Origin of the sequence: Sphingorhabdus wooponensis (genome assembly GCF_003933235.1) — a bacterium.
Taxonomy (GTDB): domain Bacteria; phylum Pseudomonadota; class Alphaproteobacteria; order Sphingomonadales; family Sphingomonadaceae; genus Sphingorhabdus_B; species Sphingorhabdus_B wooponensis.
The window spans coordinates 55,624-71,587 of sequence record NZ_RWJI01000001.1; the positions used below are offsets into that span (position 1 = coordinate 55,624).

Below are 15,964 nucleotides of genomic sequence, written 5' to 3' on the forward strand. Positions count from 1 at the left end.
AATCAAGGGGTTGCGAGAAATCGCGGCCCCTTTTTCTATGTAATGGAGTTAGGCAGTCTCCGCTCCTTTTGAAGATACCTAAGATGGCATGTGATTTAACAAGGAAAATGGCAAGCGTTTGCTCTCATGTTCAGAGCAACATATGTGACGATCTTGCGGTGACCTAATGTGCTTGGTGCTGTTTTAGGCGGGCGCACTTTACTTGAAATAGGCGCTGACCATAAGGTTTGAGATGCGCGCACTGCGTTGGAGAATTGTTCGGAAAACCAGTGTTTTCATGTCAATCATTGAGACGCAGAGGGCAGATTCTAAGCGTCGGATAGCGCGCTCGGTGCTTAAGGTTGGAAGTTTAAGAGATTGTATATGTATCTCAGGTACAGATTTTTGGCTGTCATTCATCGTATATCATCGGCTCTGAGTTTATCAATTTTCTCACTGATAAATGCCGCTCTTAAATCATCCGATACATCATATATTCTTTTTCTCTTATCAGTTTTGGAGCCTTTTAAAGTTAAAGCTTCTATGTCTAATAATCTCTTTAAATCTTGATTGTGACCAGAAATAGATCTGCCAGTACGCTTCATTAAATCTAAAGAAGGAAGTGGCCCATCTATCAGAATTTCATTTATAATTCTTATTTCATTATGCAGGCATTTAATATTAGTTTTATTTTGAAAATCTAATATTTTCCTAATCTCATCAATCATAGAACGCCTCTGACGATATATGTTAAACAATTCATCGTGAGATTGAAAAAAATGTATCGTATTTCAATATTGATGGACAATAGTATAAAAAACTAGCGATAGTAAAATTTACATTATGCCATGGGCCCTAAAAGCTATCGGCGGCCAGATTTGATGGAGCGCATAGTTCGATATGTGTAGTCCACAGAGTATTTTTCAAAATTGGCACTTTTCATGCGCAAAAAGCGTCCTCAAGGCGTATGCCAACAACCCAATTCTCAAAAAAAGTGACTGCCATTCACATTTACAACTCTTTAGCAGAGCCTGTGTATTGTCCCAAACTGCTAGACTCGCATGCGCGAACCAAACCTACACACAAGCATTGCCGTTGCGCTATTTAGATTGTTTTTCGTTGTGGATCTGCGCGTTGAAGGGCAGATGTAGCGGATGATCAAAACTATCCTTATCACCCTATTGCTCGCCTTATTTGGCTTCGGTCTATGGTTTTGGAGCAAGACTGATCCCCAAAAGTTGGATTTTGCCGACCGGATGGCATTTGGTACTGCCGAGCATCACCAAGCCCCGATGACAAATATCGCATATGGCGATGACGCGCGGCAAAAGCTTGATATCTACCTGCCTAATCAAAATGCCAATGACGCTTCTCCGGTGCTGATCTTTTTCCATGGCGGCTCTTGGCGTGATGGCGAACGCGAAGGCTACGGCTTTTTGGGTCGTGCTTTTGCATCGCGGGGTTTTGTCACGGTCATTGCCGATTATCGCAAGACACCGCGCGTGCGCTTTCCCGCCTTTGTCGAGGATACGGCAGCGGCCATTGCATGGGTACATGCCAATATCGCCAAGCATGACGGTGATGCAGAACGCATCTTCATCATGGGGCATAGTGCGGGTGCCCACATCGCCATGATGACGGCGCTTAATCCGCAATGGCTGGCTGCGCAAAATCTCACGACGGATGTGATTAAAGGGGTCATTGGCCTTGCCGGGCCTTATGATTTTTTACCCCTGACAAGCGATTCGTCAAAAATTGCCTTGGGCCATTGGCCTGACCTCACTGAAACGCAACCGATCACTTTTGCCCGCGGGGATGCGCCGCCGCTGCTGCTACTGACAGGCGACAAAGACACTGTCGTCAAGCCGCGCAACAGCAAAAATCTATCGGCGAAAATTCAAGCGCTCGGGGGAAAGCAGCAACTGCAGATTTATCCTGATGTAGACCACGCCGATATCATCATGGCCGTCGCGCGTCCGTTTCGGCAAAAGGCACCTGTTGTCGCCGATGTTGTGAGATTCATCAACGCCCGCTGACGTCTAAACTTCCTTGTGGGTGGCTGATGGTTGGCGCGTAGCTAACACGTCATAATGCTTTCCGCGACCTACAGTCTCGAAATGGGTAAAACCACCGCTTTCCAAAATGGCACGCAAGCCGTTGGCGTCGCTCCATTTCGCATCGACTTCGTAAAATACAGATTCGATACGCGATAGAAACCGTGACTTCACAAGCTCAGCCATGACCGCGGCTTCATGGCCTTCGACATCGACCTTGATGACCAACATTTCGGGATCGCCAAGTAGATCATCGAAAGCTGGCATATTGATGGTAGTGATGTCCAAACCATCTGCGCCGTCATTTCGTAGCGAGGCAAGCCCGCTATGCGCGGCATCAAAGACAATTTTGGCGGTGCCCGCTTGGTTTGACAGGGCGGCCTGCACCGCTTGGACTTTATCTTGCAGCTTATTGGCTTTGATATTCTGGCTTAGCCGCACAAAAGTATCTGGAACTGGCTCAAGCGCAATCGCGCGGGTGCAGTGCGGGTTCTGTCCGGCAATCAGGCTGTAGAGGCCTTGGTTTGCACCAATGTCTAAGAAAACGAAAGGCCGCGAAAGACCTTTCAGATAATCTGACAGTCCGTGCCCATAGACAGCGAAACGGCAGTAAATAAATGTCCGATCGCGCCAGTTTGTCTTCATCAGCACGCCATAACTTGAGCGGCTAAAACCAGTGCCTTCGCCGCCAAGTTTTGCCCGCAATTTGGCATATGGCAGAAACACAGCCTTTTTCAGCTGCTTGATGAGAAAATCTGCGCTTGTCATTTCTATTCCCCCGGCCCGAATATGGGCGCGTAATCACATCCCGCTGCTTGGCGCAAGGCGGGATTGGTTATAACTCCAAATCAATAGGCTTAGAAGGACCAGGCTTTGCAATATGCCATGCACGCCAGCACCGTTCAGACCGAACCACCAAATCATGAGGGGTAGTATCGGTAACATGCCTACATTGCTGGTTAAATTGGCGCGGGCACTGATCCAGGGGCGACCTTGCGCAGTGAGCGCCGCCGACAGCGTCGGCATGCCTGCAATCATCGCCCGACCAAGCAGGACCAAAATGAGCAACGACGCGCCGCCTGCAAAGCTTGCGCCGCCAAGCAGCACCAGAACTTTTCCGGCGAATAGACACATGATAACTGCGGCCAGCAATGCAATGCCGGTAGCGAATATCGCCGAACGCCGAACAGCTTTTCCAGCGGCCTTGTTATCGCCGCTAATCAACAGACGGGTTACGACTGGATAGGCGGCCTCCCCAAGCATTTGTGCGGGCTGAATCAGAATGGCACTCGCCCGTTGCACGAGGGCATATAGGCCTGCGGCGGCTGGCCCGAGCATCCATCCGATGATTAAGGGTGTTGCCTTAGGCGCAATGTCCCGCAAGGTGAGGTCGAGATTGGTCGTCGCAATAAAGCGCACGATGCCAGGATTGTCGCGTCGTGTGCCCTTCAACGTCGGCCGCCCATCTGCGCCGATGGCCAGATGGCGCGTGCCAATCCAGCATAAGACCCACATGGAAAGCCCCTCAGCAATCGCTGAGGCGAGCCACACCCACAAAAATGCAGCCAGTCCGCCGTCCATAAACAGAATGGCCAGCGCCCCCGCCAAGCGAACTAATGGCATGATAACCGGATGTAGGCCGATGAGGTCAAAGCGTTCGGCCAATTGAAGCAAACCTTGTGGTGTGGCCCGAACCGTGGCGAGTATGGCGAAGCAATATAGACCGCCAAACTGGATGGCTTGCGGGCTCCACCCCAAGGATGCCCCGACCCATGGAACCAGCAGCATCGCCAAGGCAATGGCCACAGCGGCCATGCCGAGTTCAATTAGTGCCAGTAACAAGACGAGGTTACGGAACTGTGTGTGGGCACCACGGTTGAGCGCCTCTGCGCCATAGCGCACCATGCCGTGGAAGCCCGAAAATGCGATGGTCCCACCCATCAGCGTTGCAAAACCGTGCACCAGATTTAGGACACCATATTGCTCGACCCCAAGAATTCGGGCGGCGATAGCAATCGAACCAAGGCTGATGATGCCAGCGGCCGCCTTGCCCGAAAGCAACCGCCCCATATTACCAGCAATCCGGCGCAGTGGCGAATGGGCTGTTAACGGCAATTGGGGTGCATCTTCAACCAATGGCTTGATCCAGATAATCGATGATGGCTGCCGCTGCGCGCACGGATGCAGCCGTGTCGGTGACCGAAAAACTGTCTGCCAATGCGGTACGCTGGGCATCATTATACGAAGCCTGCGTCGCAAAAGCCGCATCTACAGCACCGATAATGTCTTTTGCGTCCGTCTTCACAGGTCCGGTAGTCCAGTGACGGTAATTAGGATTTCCCTGCCATTGTGTATCATGGGCATCCAAAAACAGGCAGGGACGTGGGCGATGTAGAAACTCATAGACCTGACTGCTCACATCGCCCAGATACAGGTCGGCCGCGTTGGTATAGGTCATGTCTGTGCAGGCGGGGCTGCCCAAATCCATTAACATATGCGGTGCATCATTATATCGGGGATCAGGTTTATTGGCGGACGCGATCGACAGCCTATCAATTGTGACTGTCCATGGCCGCGCAAACAGCATCACATGCGGCGCAAAAATAAGATTGTAGCGGCCGCTTTGGTAGAACTGTTCCAACACCTCTGCACCGAATTTGAACCAGCTTGAAAGATGTGGCGAAGGGTGGGGATTGTATAAAATGGTCCGGCGATCAGATGCTGGAAACAGCGGCTTCTGTTCAGGCACCACAATATCGAATTTCGCATATCCCGTGATGCGGATCTTTTCGGGTGGGACCCCTGCATCACAGATCAGGCGGTCGCGGATTTTTTCGCCCGATACCAAAATGAGATCGAATTGCGCGCTTTCTGCATTGAACCCTATCGCGCGGTCGCCTGCACCATGGCGTGTGTGGATGAACTTTACATCCTTCAAGCCATAACGCGTTTTTAGAATGAGGCTGGATTTTTCCGAAACTACTAGCGCGTCAAACTGCCTAAAAAAGTCGAGATTGTCGCGGTAGACGAGGAGCTTTCGCGCTGGCACCAGACTGTCCAATGCTCGGACGAGTATTTGCGATACCGTTGACTTTGTTTGCAGCGGGACAATTTTCATGCCCTCTAGCGCCGCACCGCTTAATCTGCGGATTTCCGCTTCAACTAAAGTATTGGTGACAGCGAGTGTCACATCGGCAGTACCGCTTTTAGCCATTTGCAATGCAATCGGTAGGCTGTGCGCAATCTGATGCGTTTGATCATGGTTGAACAGGAAACAGATTTTTTGCACGTGCTTCAATGCCCTTCAGCGCTCGAAAAGTCACGCACTTGCCAATTTTTTTGCGCTGCCAACTTGCGCAGCTTTTCCGACGGGTTGACGAGATATGCCGCATGTGCCCAATCCATCAATGGCGCATCGCTAGCATGGTCGGAATACACTGAAATATGGCAGTCTTCGCGCTTTAACCCTTGGGCATCAAACCATGTTTTGACCATTTTCAACTTTTCTGGGCCATAGCAGTTTTCGCCATCAATGAAGTGGCAGATTCTGCCGTCGGACCGCAATCGATGTTGCGTTGCCACAACCGCATCAAACCCCATCACGTCACCAATTTTATTGGCGTAAAATGCGGGGGCAGCTGTCGCTATTAATAGTTTTTGGTTTTGGCTTCGTTCATTTTCAATAGATTTGGCCGCGCCAGGTTGAATGTCGGTTAAAACGGCTTCTGACACGAAATTTGTCACCACTTCGGCAAGCGTTTCGGCATCCAAATTACGCCCCATGAACATGCTTATACCAAATTGCTTCAATGGCTTGCGGCCATATAGGCCAACGCGATATCCGATAAGGGCCATGATCCAAATAGGAAGCCCGACCAACCGAAAGGGCGCAGTTCGCCGTGCGTAAAATAGCAAAAAATGGGTGAAGGTCGGACGGCGCGTGATGGTTTTGTCGAGATCATATATTGCAATATTCATATTTGATGGCCAAGCCCCGCCTCAAGGTGCCGCCAGATAGACTGACGAACCCTTCTGATTTTTCGCGTTTAGGAGAAGCGACTTGCAAGCGCAATGGACCTGCATCGTCCTTGCCGGACAGCGGCCCGGCCCTGATATGCTTGCCCAGCATTTTGGCCTTGAACACAAGGCCTTAGTCCCGGTTTGCGGCGAACCGATGATTTGCCATGTTGTCCGCACACTGCATTTGTCACCGCATATCGGCAAAATCATCATATTATCGCAAGACATAGAGCATCTGCGGTCGGCTGTTGATGCAGCGGGCGGCGCTATTTTGGTGGAAAGCCAGAACAGCATTTCACTTAGCATTAAGGCGCAGGCCGAGACACTCGGTTTTTCTTCACCCTTATTGGTGACCACGGCGGACCATCCTTTGTTGACGGTGGCGATGATCGAGGAATTTCTGCGTCATGCGGATGGCGATGTTGCGGTCGCCATGGTTGAACGCCAAACTATGCTAAAGCAATTTCCGGATGCCCAGCGAACTTGGCTGCGCTTTTCCGATGGCGCATGGTCTGGGGCCAATCTGTTTGCGCTGATGACGCAGAAGTCATCGTTTGCGCTCGAATTATGGGCCGGTGCTGAGCAAGATCGCAAAAAGGCATGGCGGTTATTTCTGCATTTTGGTCTGCTTTTGGCGATACGTGCGCTTACGCGCTCCGTTGGCTTGCATCAGGCTCTGGAGAAGGCTGGGAAACGGCTTGGTCTAGACGCAAGGCTGGTTTCCATGTCTGACCCCGTTGCTGCCATAGATGTCGACAAGCTGAGCGATCATCTGCTTGCCGAAAACATACTCATGGAACGCGAAACACCAAGCGGCGATACCTAAGCGCCCTAGGCCCTGACCCTAATTATCGGCCCATTTTCTTTTGCCGACGCCGCTGCACGGACGAACCAATACCCATAGCCTCACGATATTTGGCAACGGTCCGTCGGGCAATGTCAAAGCCCTTTGCTGTAAGTAGCTCGACTAACGTATCGTCTGACAGGATTTTCTCGCCCTCGGCCTCAATCAGCGATTTGATATGGCTTTTCACTGCCTCGGCAGATACACCCTCGCCATCGGCAGACTGAACACCTGACGAAAAGAAATATTTGAGGTCAAATAGCCCGCGGCCGCAATGCAGATATTTGTTACTCGTCACCCGGCTGACGGTAGATTCGTGCATCTCGATGGCATCGGCAACCTGGCGCAGGGTCAGGGGGCGCAAATGCGCAACGCCGCGCCGAAAAAACCCGTCTTGCTGCTTTACGATTTCGGTCGCGACTTTGATGATCGTGCGCTGCCGTTGGTCCATGGCCTTGATCAACCAATTGGCGTCGGCCATGCAATCGCTGAGCCACGCCTTGGTAGCTTTGTCCTGCCCAAGCTCCGCCACATAGCTTCGGTTGATCAGCAAGCGGGGTAGGTTGGCGCTGTTCAATTCAATCGACCAACCATCGCCACGTGGTGTCACATAGATATCTGGTGTCACCGCGATACTGTTGTCGCTTTCAAATCGACAACCAGGTTTTGGATCATAACCGCGCAGCTCAATCAGCATATCGCGCAAATCTTCGTCATCGACGCGGCACATGCGTTTCAATTGATCAAAAGCGCCTTTGGCCACCAGATCGAGGTTATCAATCAGCCTTGCCATGCATGGGTCATAGCGGTCCGCCTCCTTGGCCTGAAGCGCAAGGCACTCGGCAAGATTGCGTGCGCCAACCCCCGTCGGGTCAAAGCGCTGAAGCGCAGTTAGCGCCGCCTCTACTTCGGCGAGGGGCACGCCAAGGCGCTGCGCCATAGCCAGTAAATCTTCACTCACATAACCTGTGGGTTCAATATGCTCGATAATCTGTTGAACCAGAAAAAGCTGATGCCCTGAAAGGCTTGCGCCCGCCTGCGCCATTAAATGCGTGCGCAAATCAATGTCGCGTGCTGCAAAGCTATCGAAATCTGTGCCGTCGACGTCAAAACTGCCTGTGGTCATCGCAATGCCCGACAGGCCAAGCATCCCATCGGCATCCCCCACGCTGTCGGATGGTGTATCATGATGGAAGGATTCTGCGCCAAAATCGACGTCAAGCGCTTCGGCGGCCGCGTGACTGTCATCGCCGATTATCTCGTCACTGCCGCGTTCGTTGCTCTCGATAATGGCGGTTTGCGGCAATGCATCAAGCGGTGTGTCGGATATGAAATCGTCGCCGCCGGCATCAAGGACTGGGTTGCGCTCGACTTCCTCGGCGATGAAGGCTTCTATTTCAATCGATGAAAGCGCCAATAGCTTAATAGCTTGCTGCAGCTGCGGCGTCATGACCAGCGACTGGCTTTGGCGGAGGTCGAGGCGCGGAGCTAATACCATGACCTTAGGTTTCCGTCATTTCCCCCACATTACATTGCAAAGCTCTCGCCCAAATACAGGCGGCGAACATTAGGATCGGCAACCAGCGCCTCTGGCGATCCGGCAAATAGGACCTGTCCACCGTAAATGATGCAGGCACGGTCAACGATATCCAAGGTTTCACGAACATTATGGTCCGTGATGAGCACGCCGATTCCGCGCGTCTTCAATTCCTTCACAAGATCGCGAATGTCAGAGATTGAAATCGGGTCAATGCCAGCAAAGGGTTCATCGAGCAGCATGATCGACGGGTTCGCGGCAAGTGCGCGGGCTATCTCGCATCGCCGCCGCTCTCCGCCGGACAAGGCCATGGCAGGCGCACTACGCAAACGGGTCAGGCCAAATTCGTCCAGCAGTTTCTCCAACCGATCGCCGCGCGATTCTACGTCGGGTTCCGACATTTCGAGAACCGCACTTATATTTTGCTCAACCGTCATGCCGCGAAAAATGGAGGTTTCCTGAGGTAGATAGCCGAGCCCCAAAATGGCGCGGCGATACATTGGCAATTTCGTAATGTCCGCGCCATCCAGCGTAATGCGGCCGCTATCGGGTTTAACCAGCCCCATGATCGAGTAAAAACAGGTGGTTTTGCCGGCGCCATTGGGACCGAGCAGGCCGACCACTTCGCCCTTGGCCACGGACAGCGATACATCTGTCAGAACGGCGCGTTTGTCATAGCTTTTGGCGATGGACACAACGCCCAATCCCGATTGCATACCTGCATCGGTCGTTGCATCAGCAGCAAGTGGGGGTGCCGTTATGCTTTCCATATTCAATGTTCGCCTGCAATGATTCTTTTGTTTTCTGGATGATAGCTAGTGACTAGCGAAACATTTTGCAATTGGCATGGTTCATGCTGCACGCAATTGTTTACAGCTTTAGCCCAAACCTAATTCTTGCGTTGCGGAACGCTGAAGGTACCCGTGACGCGGCCACCTGAAGCTGTTGTGCCGGATGTCCCGCCACCGTTGATTGTTGAGCGCCCGGCGTTGAGGTCAATGACTAAACGGCCTCCGGTGAGGCGGTTATTGCCTTGCACGAGGTTCACATTGCCGATCAGCGTGATGAGGCTGGAATCAAGATCATATATGGCAGAGCTGCTTGTAGCGCGCAGGTCATCTTTGGTTATTATCACGCCGCCTGTGGCATCCAGTCGGTTCACATCAACGCCTTCATTGCTGGAATATGCAGCTGTCACGCGATTTGCCTTCAGCGTAAGCCCAGCTTGGATCGCAGTTACGCCGCCAGACAAAACGACTCGATCCGCGCGGTCCTGCAGTTCCATAGAAGCGGCCGAAAAATCGACAGGGGCGTTGCTATCATGATTGCGAATGCTTTGGGCCGTCGAAGCTGTGGATAGCATGCTCATGCCAGCAATCGCCGCGCACAGGCCAAAGGAGAGAGAACGGATAGTCATTGCGCGCTCACTTAATCGCATTCTGGTCGATACGCAAACGAACGCCACCATCCAGACGCACAATGCGCGTGTCCAAGTCGGCGCGCAGCCGCCCTGCGTGGAAGGTGCCAACTTTCGTGCGACCGCTAACGGGACCAAAGCTTTGCATCGAACGATTTTTCAGCGATAGTTCTACATTACTGGCGACCATGTCATAGCCCGTCGATTCAACAGCCAGGGGGCCGTTCACGCGCATCGTTTCTTTATTCAGGTCGTAAACACCGCGCCGCGCGATGATAGACGCCGGTCCGTCATTCAGCATTATCCGGCCCGATAGGGATGTCATATCCAAGACAGGGGCAGCAGATGTTTTCTGCACAGCGCTACCCGCGCGCAAGGAAAAAGGTCGGCCTTTGCTGTCATCGCCGCGGTATAGGGCCTCGACGACGCGCAAACGCTCTCGTGACAAGTCTACTTCATCCTTGTTCAGTACGAAGCTTAGCTCCTGCTTGCCGGTAAAGGGGCTGAATGCCAAGACCGCCACCAAAAGGCCAATAATGATGGGCAAGCCAACGCGCAGCGAACGGATTAGGCGGTCATGCCGCCCGTCGGGCATAGCCCAACGCTGCCTTTGTGTGCGTTCAAGATCGGCTTGTGCTGACATGATCGATAGCTAACCCGATCAAACCTTAACTGTGCCCGAATATGTCGATTTCTGGCCAGCCCGCGAGATCAAGATCTGCACGGTGCGGTAGAAAGTCAAAGCATGCTTGCGCCAAGCCTGTGCGGCCTTCGCGTTCAAGACGGATAACAAATTCGGCATGCAGCCGGTGGAGATAGCGCACGTCGCTTGCCGCATAATCCTTTTGCGCTTCGGACAGCACGGGGCCACCCCAGTCGCTGGATTGTTGCTGTTTCGAAATATCGGTCGACAGCATTTCCTTCACCAATTCTTTCAGGCCGTGGCGGTCTGTATAAGTCCGGGTCAGGCGTGACGCGATTTTGGTGCAGAATAATGGTGTCGCAACGACATTCAAATAATGCGAAATGGCCGCTAAATCGAATCGGGCATAATGAAATAGCTTGAGGCGTGTAGGATCGGCAAGAACAGCGCGCAAGTTGGGCGCTTGATAGTCGCTGTTCCGGCCAAAGCGGATTAAATGTTCGTCCCCGCGGCCATCGGAAATCTGCAAGAGGCAGAGCCGGTCGCGTGGAGTAATCAACCCCATGGTTTCCGTGTCAACGGCCACAGGACCTTCTGCCAATACGCCAGTGGGAAGGTCTTCTTCATGTAAATATACGCTCATGCTTGCCCCTTGCCCGACAGTGCTGTCCAAGGCAAATGAAACTACAGTTATGACACCGCGAAATCCCGCCACAATATTTGCTATCGCGGCACATTGTATTACGATATAGATATAACTCGCGTAATCACCAACGGTTGCGCTTGTGACGTGCAGTACAGTCGCCCTCGACTGCATAACATAGTGGTTTAGGGCGATGAGAAGGCAAGCAAGAAGTTATGGGTTTTGATCGCAAGCGTGCTGGCAAGGGCCGGGACAAAAGAGACGGTTTCGGTGATGAAAGCTACGATGGTTATCGCGCACCATCCCCCTATCAAAGTGATTTTGGTGGCGGCCGTTCTGGCGGCGGTGGATATGGCGGCGGCGGTCATGGTGGCGGTGGCGGAGGTGGCTTTGGTGCCCCGCGCCGTGGTCCCGGTGGCCCACCAATGCCTGCGCAAGTCATCGGCTCAGGCAAGGGAATCGTTAAGTTTTTCAATGGTCAAAAGGGTTTTGGCTTCATTCAAGTAGATGGTCGTCCAGACGACGTCTTCGTGCACATCAGCGCTGTCGAACAGGCTGGCCTTGCCGGCCTTGCCGAGGGTCAACCGCTTGAGTTTCAGCTTGTGGAGCGTGGCGGCAAGGTGTCGGCAACCGATCTCGTAATCGACGGTGAACCAATGCCTGTCAGTGAACGCGCACCGCGTCCTGATCGTCCAGCTTTTGATCGTGACCGTGCACCACGCGGCGATGATCGTGGCGGCTTCCGTGGCGGCGATCGCGATTCGGCTCCTCGTGGTCCGCAGCGCGAATCGACAGGCGAACGCGCCAACGGCACTGTTAAATTCTTCAATGACATGAAGGGTTTTGGTTTTGTGCAACGTGATGATGGCGGCGAAGATGTGTTTGTGCACATTTCCGCGCTTGAGCGTTCGGGCATGGGTCAAGTAACCCAAGGCGACCGTTTGGCCTTCGATATCGAAATTGATCGTCGTGGCAAATATTCGGCAACAAACCTGAGCACGCTCTCCGAATAAACGCCCTTTAGACATTCAAAAAGGCGGGTGGAGTCATACGCTTCGCCCGCCCTTTTTGTTTCTGCCGTTATGCGTTACCCATCGTGGCGGCCAAGAACCAAGCGCGCTGCTCGGCTTGGTCCGTCCAATCGTCAAGCAATCCATCGGTGGCATTGTCGCCCGCTTCTTCCGCGAGGTCTTTGGCCTCCTTCAACGCTTTTATTAGCGTCTCATTATCGGTGTGCAGTGCCGCGAGCATCGCGGCCGCATCCGTTGACGTCGAATCATGATCAGCAATGCGCTGCTTTGCTGCAATCGAACCGATGGACGTGAGCGTATCCTGACCCAATTTGCGCACCCGTTCGGCCACAAGGTCGGTCGTCGCGATCAGCTCTGTCGCCTGTTCGTCAAACAGCAAATGATATTCCCGGAAATGCGGGCCTGTAACATGCCAGTGAAAATTCTTAGTTTTCAGATATAACGCATAATAATCGGCCAGAAGGCCATTTAACGCGTCCGCCAATGCCTTTTTGCTATTGTCGCCAGCTGCCATTGCAGTTCTCCTGTATCGGGGGGACTCTTAACATGGGGACGAAGGGACCGATTTCCAAGCTGTCGCTTGGGAGGGCAGCGCGTGATGCAGATATTTTGATGTTGGCGGGTTGAACGAATCGCTTTATTTGCGCGCACAGCCTACGCATCATCTGAGCCTGTTTCAGGAACTTGTGTACCGAGGTGTAGAAAAAGTAAGCTGCTGAAAAGCGTTCAGCATGGCAGCTAGGTACGAATTTGGCAGGTCTTCAATCCAGATACCAGCTTATTGGCTTGACTTTGGTCCCGCGAATCCGCATTGGCCCCCGTCTGTGAACAGCGCGGCTTTTTTCTGCGCAGTTTTTTACGAAATTTTTTGAATAAAAGGAATGGGCCATGGCGAAGCCAGCCACGATCAAGATCAAGCTGCTCAGCACCGCTGACACGGGCTTCTTTTACGTGACCAAGAAAAATCCGCGCAACATCACTGAAAAGATGACGTTCCGCAAATATGACCCCGTTGTGCGCAAGCATGTCGAGTTCAAGGAAGCCAAAATCAAGTAAGCCAACGCGGTTGCTTGAATAGGGTATCGATCAGGGCGCTTTTGGCGCCCTTTTTGATTTTTGTAATAAAAGTACTGGGGTGCGCGCGCCGTTCCATTGATCGCTGCACCGCTTCCCAAAACGGCATCAGCTTTTTATCCATATGGACCTTTTCTGGCTTTGCGTTCGGCTATGCCTTGGCTTAAGCGGAAGGCATGCATGAGAGAAACCACACATTAGACCCATCGGCGATGGCGTTCCAGGCATTGGCTTGGGCGTTGATGGAAGAATCACGTGCGGAGCGATTATTGTCGCTCACTGGCCTCACGCCAGAGGGATTGCGCAGCAGCGTTATGGAACGCAGCACGCAGGCCGCGATTCTGTCGTTTTTGGAGGCGTATGAACCCGACCTTGTCGCTTGCGCCGCGGTCATAGGGGTGTCGCCCGCTGTATTGGTGCAGGCACGGCAGGAGTTGGATGCATGAGTGTTATGAATTCCCGGCCATTGCTGATTTCCGATTGCGACGAAGTGTTGTTGCATATGATCGTGCCATTTCGTGACTGGCTCGATGGTGTCCACAATATCCATTTCGACCTTGTCCATGGTGACTGGGGTGAAGCGTTGCGCCACAAGCATGATGGCACAGTCGTTGAACGCGGTCAGGTTTGGGATTTGCTCAACGGATTTTTCGATACCGAAATGCACCGACAGCAGGCAATTGATGGCGCCGTAGAAGGTCTCAATCGCCTACGTGAACATGCCGATGTCGTGATCCTGACCAACCTGCTTGACCACCGCGCAGGGCCGCGGACTGAGCAATTGCGGGCCGTTGGCATCGACGCACCTGTTTATTGTAATCAAGGCGGCAAGGGGGAGGCGCTTGGACGGATCCTCGAAGAATATCGACCCAGCGTTGCGGTTTTTGTCGACGATCTGGGGCATCAGCATGAATCGGTAGGGGCGTTGCATCCCGACGTCTGGCGTCTGCATTTCGTTGGTGAGCCATTATTGTGGGAGCGCGTTAAGCCTTCGAAATCAGCGCATGCGCGGCTGGATCGGTGGGCGGACGCGGAAGTTTGGATTAGGGAAAAGCTGGTGGCGAACGTACCAGCGCCTGCATTGGAAAAGGTAGTATGATGATCGAAGCAAAATTGGCTGAACTGGGCATTACTCTTCCGGCACCCGCTGCGCCGGTCGCATCTTATGTGCCCGCTGTCGAAGCGAACGGGATGTTGTTCATTTCGGGACAGTTGCCTTTCGTAGATGGCAAGGTTGTTACCGGTAAAGTCGGCGACACGCGGACACTTGAAGACGGAAAGGCTGCGGCCAAAGCGTGCGCAGTCATGCTCATTGCGCAGATGAAAGCAGCCCTCGGTGGCGACCTCGACCGCGTGGAGCGGATCGTCAAGCTTGGCGTATTTGTCGCGTCGACCCCTGATTTCACAGATCAACCTGAAGCCGCCAATGGCGCTTCGGATTTGATGGAAGCTGTGTTTGGTGACGCCGGCAAGCATGCCCGCGCTGCGGTGTCCGTGCCAGTGCTACCACGCGATGCAACCGTTGAGATTGACTGCGTTGTAAAGGTGCGCGCGGTTTAATGACCGACGGCGTCACCGCCGAACTCTTAAACAAAGTTAGCGATATTCCCGCCGACCAGTGGGATGCGCTGAACCTACGGGGCAACCCGTTTGTCGGCCACGCGTTTTTGGTGGCGTTGGAGGAGTCTGGCAGCGTTGGCCCTGGGACGGGCTGGTCGCCTGCGCCAATCATGATCCGCGATGAAGGCGACATTCCTGCTGCTGCTCTGCCGGCCTATCTTAAAACCCACAGCCAAGGCGAATATGTGTTCGACCATCATTGGGCGGACGCATTTCACCGCGCGGGCGGGCAATATTATCCGAAGCTGCAGATTGCTGCGCCATTTTCGCCCGTGCCGGGACCGCGAGTGCTCTTGCGCGACCCCGCTCTTGCGCCAGCGATATTGGCCGCCGCCGAAGCGGTTGTGGACCAAAATGGCCTGTCGTCCGCGCATGCCACTTTTGTTGAAGAGGCGGAACTGGAGCTATTTCGCGCGGCAGGTTGGCTCACGCGCGTTGGAACGCAATTCCATTGGCAGAACCGCGATTATGCCGATTTTGAAGACTTTCTGGGTGCTTTATCGTCGCGTAAGCGCAAGGCCATCCGCAAGGAACGTGCAGGTGCACAAGAGGCCGTCCGGATACAACAGATTGCGGGCGCGGATATCACACCCGAACACTGGGATGCATTCTGGATATTCTATCAGGATACTGGCGCGCGCAAATGGGGCACGCCTTATCTGACGCGTTCTTTTTTCGACATTATCGGCACAAAAATGCGCGACAGCATTGTCCTTTTCCTCGCCTTTGATGATGACCGTCCGATTGCAGGTGCGCTCAATTTTGTCGGACCCGATTGCCTATATGGCCGCTATTGGGGCTGTACGCGCGACGTGCCCTTTTTGCATTTTGAATTATGTTATTATCAGGCGATTGATTACGCCATCAAACATGGTCTGGCCCGTGTTGAAGCTGGCGCACAAGGCGCGCATAAATTGGCGCGCGGTTATGAAGCGGTGCCGACCTATTCGGCGCATTATATTGCCAATGAAGGCTTTCGAGCAGCCGTGGCCGATTTTCTGGAGCGGGAAACTCAGGCGATGGAGCGCGAGATAGAATTTCTCGGTGAAATGGCACCGTTCAAGAAGGGCTGAACCTGTCAAACGGCTCTTGCAATCCTCTA

At 53.2% G+C, this 15,964-nt stretch carries 19 protein-coding genes; 8 read left to right on the top strand and 11 right to left on the bottom strand.

The annotated features are described in order from the left end of the window. Positions 1 to 395 precede the first annotated feature (395 nt). Entirely contained in the window at positions 396 to 707 is a 312-nt protein-coding gene (locus D7D48_RS00275) for a hypothetical protein (protein WP_125229404.1), read from the bottom strand. A 426-nt stretch (positions 708 to 1,133) separates the two neighbouring features. Between D7D48_RS00275 and D7D48_RS00280 the strand changes: the two genes are divergently transcribed. After that, positions 1,134 to 2,015 (top strand): alpha/beta hydrolase, encoded by an 882-nt coding sequence (locus tag D7D48_RS00280; protein WP_125229405.1) that lies wholly within the window; start codon positions 1,134 to 1,136, stop codon positions 2,013 to 2,015. A 3-nt stretch (positions 2,016 to 2,018) separates the two neighbouring features. Here D7D48_RS00280 and D7D48_RS00285 read toward each other — a convergent pair whose 3' ends face one another. The 4 genes from D7D48_RS00285 to D7D48_RS00300 are packed head-to-tail and all read right to left on the bottom strand — an operon-like array spanning position 2,019 to position 6,011. Then, positions 2,019 to 2,801: an FkbM family methyltransferase gene (locus D7D48_RS00285; RefSeq protein ID WP_125229406.1), complete on the bottom strand. Its 783-nt coding sequence runs from the start codon at positions 2,799 to 2,801 to the stop codon at positions 2,019 to 2,021. Positions 2,802 to 2,834: 33 nt separating this feature from the next. Further along, positions 2,835 to 4,271, bottom strand: coding sequence for a lipopolysaccharide biosynthesis protein (locus D7D48_RS00290; protein WP_185739735.1), 1,437 nt, complete (start codon positions 4,269 to 4,271; stop codon positions 2,835 to 2,837). Next, entirely contained in the window at positions 4,162 to 5,322 is a 1,161-nt protein-coding gene (locus tag D7D48_RS00295) for a hypothetical protein (RefSeq protein WP_185739736.1), read from the bottom strand. Before D7D48_RS00295 ends, D7D48_RS00290 begins: the two co-directional genes overlap by 110 nt. Positions 5,323 to 5,327: 5 nt before the next feature. Continuing rightward, positions 5,328 to 6,011 carry an HAD family hydrolase gene (locus tag D7D48_RS00300; RefSeq protein WP_125229409.1) on the bottom strand — a complete coding sequence of 228 codons (684 nt, stop codon included), beginning with the start codon at positions 6,009 to 6,011 and terminating at the stop codon, positions 5,328 to 5,330. 82 nt (positions 6,012 to 6,093) lie between these two features. On the opposite strand from D7D48_RS00300, the gene D7D48_RS00305 reads away from it, so the two are divergent. Next, positions 6,094 to 6,879, top strand: a complete 786-nt coding sequence (locus D7D48_RS00305; RefSeq protein ID WP_125229410.1) for a nucleotidyltransferase family protein — start codon at positions 6,094 to 6,096, stop codon at positions 6,877 to 6,879. Positions 6,880 to 6,901: 22 nt separating this feature from the next. On the opposite strand, the gene rpoN is transcribed toward D7D48_RS00305, so the two are convergent. From rpoN to D7D48_RS00330, 5 genes are all read right to left on the bottom strand, one after another. After that, positions 6,902 to 8,395, bottom strand: coding sequence for an RNA polymerase factor sigma-54 (gene rpoN, locus D7D48_RS00310; protein ID WP_125229411.1), 1,494 nt, complete (start codon positions 8,393 to 8,395; stop codon positions 6,902 to 6,904). Between the two features lie 29 nt (positions 8,396 to 8,424). Continuing rightward, complete coding sequence (gene lptB / locus D7D48_RS00315; protein ID WP_125229412.1) at positions 8,425 to 9,204, bottom strand: LPS export ABC transporter ATP-binding protein; 780 nt, start codon at positions 9,202 to 9,204, stop codon at positions 8,425 to 8,427. A gap of 119 nt (positions 9,205 to 9,323) precedes the next feature. Continuing rightward, positions 9,324 to 9,851 carry an LptA/OstA family protein gene (locus D7D48_RS00320; protein WP_125229413.1) on the bottom strand — a complete coding sequence of 176 codons (528 nt, stop codon included), beginning with the start codon at positions 9,849 to 9,851 and terminating at the stop codon, positions 9,324 to 9,326. Between the two features lie 7 nt (positions 9,852 to 9,858). Further along, the gene (lptC, locus tag D7D48_RS00325) at positions 9,859 to 10,494 is read right to left on the bottom strand and encodes an LPS export ABC transporter periplasmic protein LptC (RefSeq protein WP_125229414.1); all 636 of its coding nucleotides are present in this window, start codon (positions 10,492 to 10,494) and stop codon (positions 9,859 to 9,861) included. 25 nt (positions 10,495 to 10,519) lie between these two features. Then, positions 10,520 to 11,137, bottom strand: a complete 618-nt coding sequence (locus D7D48_RS00330; RefSeq protein WP_125229415.1) for a ribonuclease D — start codon at positions 11,135 to 11,137, stop codon at positions 10,520 to 10,522. 215 nt (positions 11,138 to 11,352) lie between these two features. On the opposite strand from D7D48_RS00330, the gene D7D48_RS10615 reads away from it, so the two are divergent. After that, entirely contained in the window at positions 11,353 to 12,150 is a 798-nt protein-coding gene (locus D7D48_RS10615) for a cold-shock protein (protein WP_125229416.1), read from the top strand. Between the two features lie 67 nt (positions 12,151 to 12,217). On the opposite strand, the gene D7D48_RS00340 is transcribed toward D7D48_RS10615, so the two are convergent. Beyond that, positions 12,218 to 12,682 carry a Dps family protein gene (locus D7D48_RS00340; RefSeq protein WP_125229417.1) on the bottom strand — a complete coding sequence of 155 codons (465 nt, stop codon included), beginning with the start codon at positions 12,680 to 12,682 and terminating at the stop codon, positions 12,218 to 12,220. Positions 12,683 to 13,056: 374 nt separating this feature from the next. Here D7D48_RS00340 and rpmG point away from each other — a divergent pair, with 374 nt between their 5' ends. From rpmG to D7D48_RS00365, 5 genes are all read left to right on the top strand, one after another. Further along, positions 13,057 to 13,224 carry a 50S ribosomal protein L33 gene (gene rpmG / locus D7D48_RS00345; RefSeq protein WP_125229418.1) on the top strand — a complete coding sequence of 56 codons (168 nt, stop codon included), beginning with the start codon at positions 13,057 to 13,059 and terminating at the stop codon, positions 13,222 to 13,224. Positions 13,225 to 13,418: 194 nt separating this feature from the next. Further along, complete coding sequence (locus D7D48_RS00350; RefSeq protein ID WP_125229419.1) at positions 13,419 to 13,688, top strand: DUF3572 family protein; 270 nt, start codon at positions 13,419 to 13,421, stop codon at positions 13,686 to 13,688. Then, complete coding sequence (locus D7D48_RS00355) at positions 13,685 to 14,341, top strand: HAD family hydrolase (RefSeq protein WP_425452495.1); 657 nt, start codon at positions 13,685 to 13,687, stop codon at positions 14,339 to 14,341. Before D7D48_RS00350 ends, D7D48_RS00355 begins: the two co-directional genes overlap by 4 nt. Continuing rightward, positions 14,338 to 14,802, top strand: coding sequence for a RidA family protein (locus D7D48_RS00360; protein WP_125229420.1), 465 nt, complete (start codon positions 14,338 to 14,340; stop codon positions 14,800 to 14,802). Before D7D48_RS00355 ends, D7D48_RS00360 begins: the two co-directional genes overlap by 4 nt. Then, positions 14,802 to 15,935 carry a GNAT family N-acetyltransferase gene (locus tag D7D48_RS00365; protein ID WP_125229421.1) on the top strand — a complete coding sequence of 378 codons (1,134 nt, stop codon included), beginning with the start codon at positions 14,802 to 14,804 and terminating at the stop codon, positions 15,933 to 15,935. Before D7D48_RS00360 ends, D7D48_RS00365 begins: the two co-directional genes overlap by 1 nt. Positions 15,936 to 15,964: the final 29 nt, after the last annotated feature.

Coding starts and splice junctions, on each gene's coding strand:
- D7D48_RS00275 (WP_125229404.1), bottom strand. CDS start 707: ATGATTGATGAGATTAGGAAAATATTAGATTTTCAAAATAAAACTAAT.
- D7D48_RS00280 (WP_125229405.1), top strand. CDS start 1,134: ATGATCAAAACTATCCTTATCACCCTATTGCTCGCCTTATTTGGCTTC.
- D7D48_RS00285 (WP_125229406.1), bottom strand. CDS start 2,801: ATGACAAGCGCAGATTTTCTCATCAAGCAGCTGAAAAAGGCTGTGTTT.
- D7D48_RS00290 (WP_185739735.1), bottom strand. CDS start 4,271: ATGATGCCCAGCGTACCGCATTGGCAGACAGTTTTTCGGTCACCGACA.
- D7D48_RS00300 (WP_125229409.1), bottom strand. CDS start 6,011: ATGAATATTGCAATATATGATCTCGACAAAACCATCACGCGCCGTCCG.
- rpoN (WP_125229411.1), bottom strand. CDS start 8,395: ATGGTATTAGCTCCGCGCCTCGACCTCCGCCAAAGCCAGTCGCTGGTC.
- lptB (WP_125229412.1), bottom strand. CDS start 9,204: ATGGAAAGCATAACGGCACCCCCACTTGCTGCTGATGCAACGACCGAT.
- D7D48_RS00320 (WP_125229413.1), bottom strand. CDS start 9,851: ATGACTATCCGTTCTCTCTCCTTTGGCCTGTGCGCGGCGATTGCTGGC.
- lptC (WP_125229414.1), bottom strand. CDS start 10,494: ATGTCAGCACAAGCCGATCTTGAACGCACACAAAGGCAGCGTTGGGCT.
- D7D48_RS00330 (WP_125229415.1), bottom strand. CDS start 11,137: ATGAGCGTATATTTACATGAAGAAGACCTTCCCACTGGCGTATTGGCA.
- D7D48_RS10615 (WP_125229416.1), top strand. CDS start 11,353: ATGGGTTTTGATCGCAAGCGTGCTGGCAAGGGCCGGGACAAAAGAGAC.
- D7D48_RS00340 (WP_125229417.1), bottom strand. CDS start 12,682: ATGGCAGCTGGCGACAATAGCAAAAAGGCATTGGCGGACGCGTTAAAT.
- rpmG (WP_125229418.1), top strand. CDS start 13,057: ATGGCGAAGCCAGCCACGATCAAGATCAAGCTGCTCAGCACCGCTGAC.
- D7D48_RS00350 (WP_125229419.1), top strand. CDS start 13,419: ATGCATGAGAGAAACCACACATTAGACCCATCGGCGATGGCGTTCCAG.
- D7D48_RS00355 (WP_425452495.1), top strand. CDS start 13,685: ATGAGTGTTATGAATTCCCGGCCATTGCTGATTTCCGATTGCGACGAA.
- D7D48_RS00360 (WP_125229420.1), top strand. CDS start 14,338: ATGATGATCGAAGCAAAATTGGCTGAACTGGGCATTACTCTTCCGGCA.
- D7D48_RS00365 (WP_125229421.1), top strand. CDS start 14,802: ATGACCGACGGCGTCACCGCCGAACTCTTAAACAAAGTTAGCGATATT.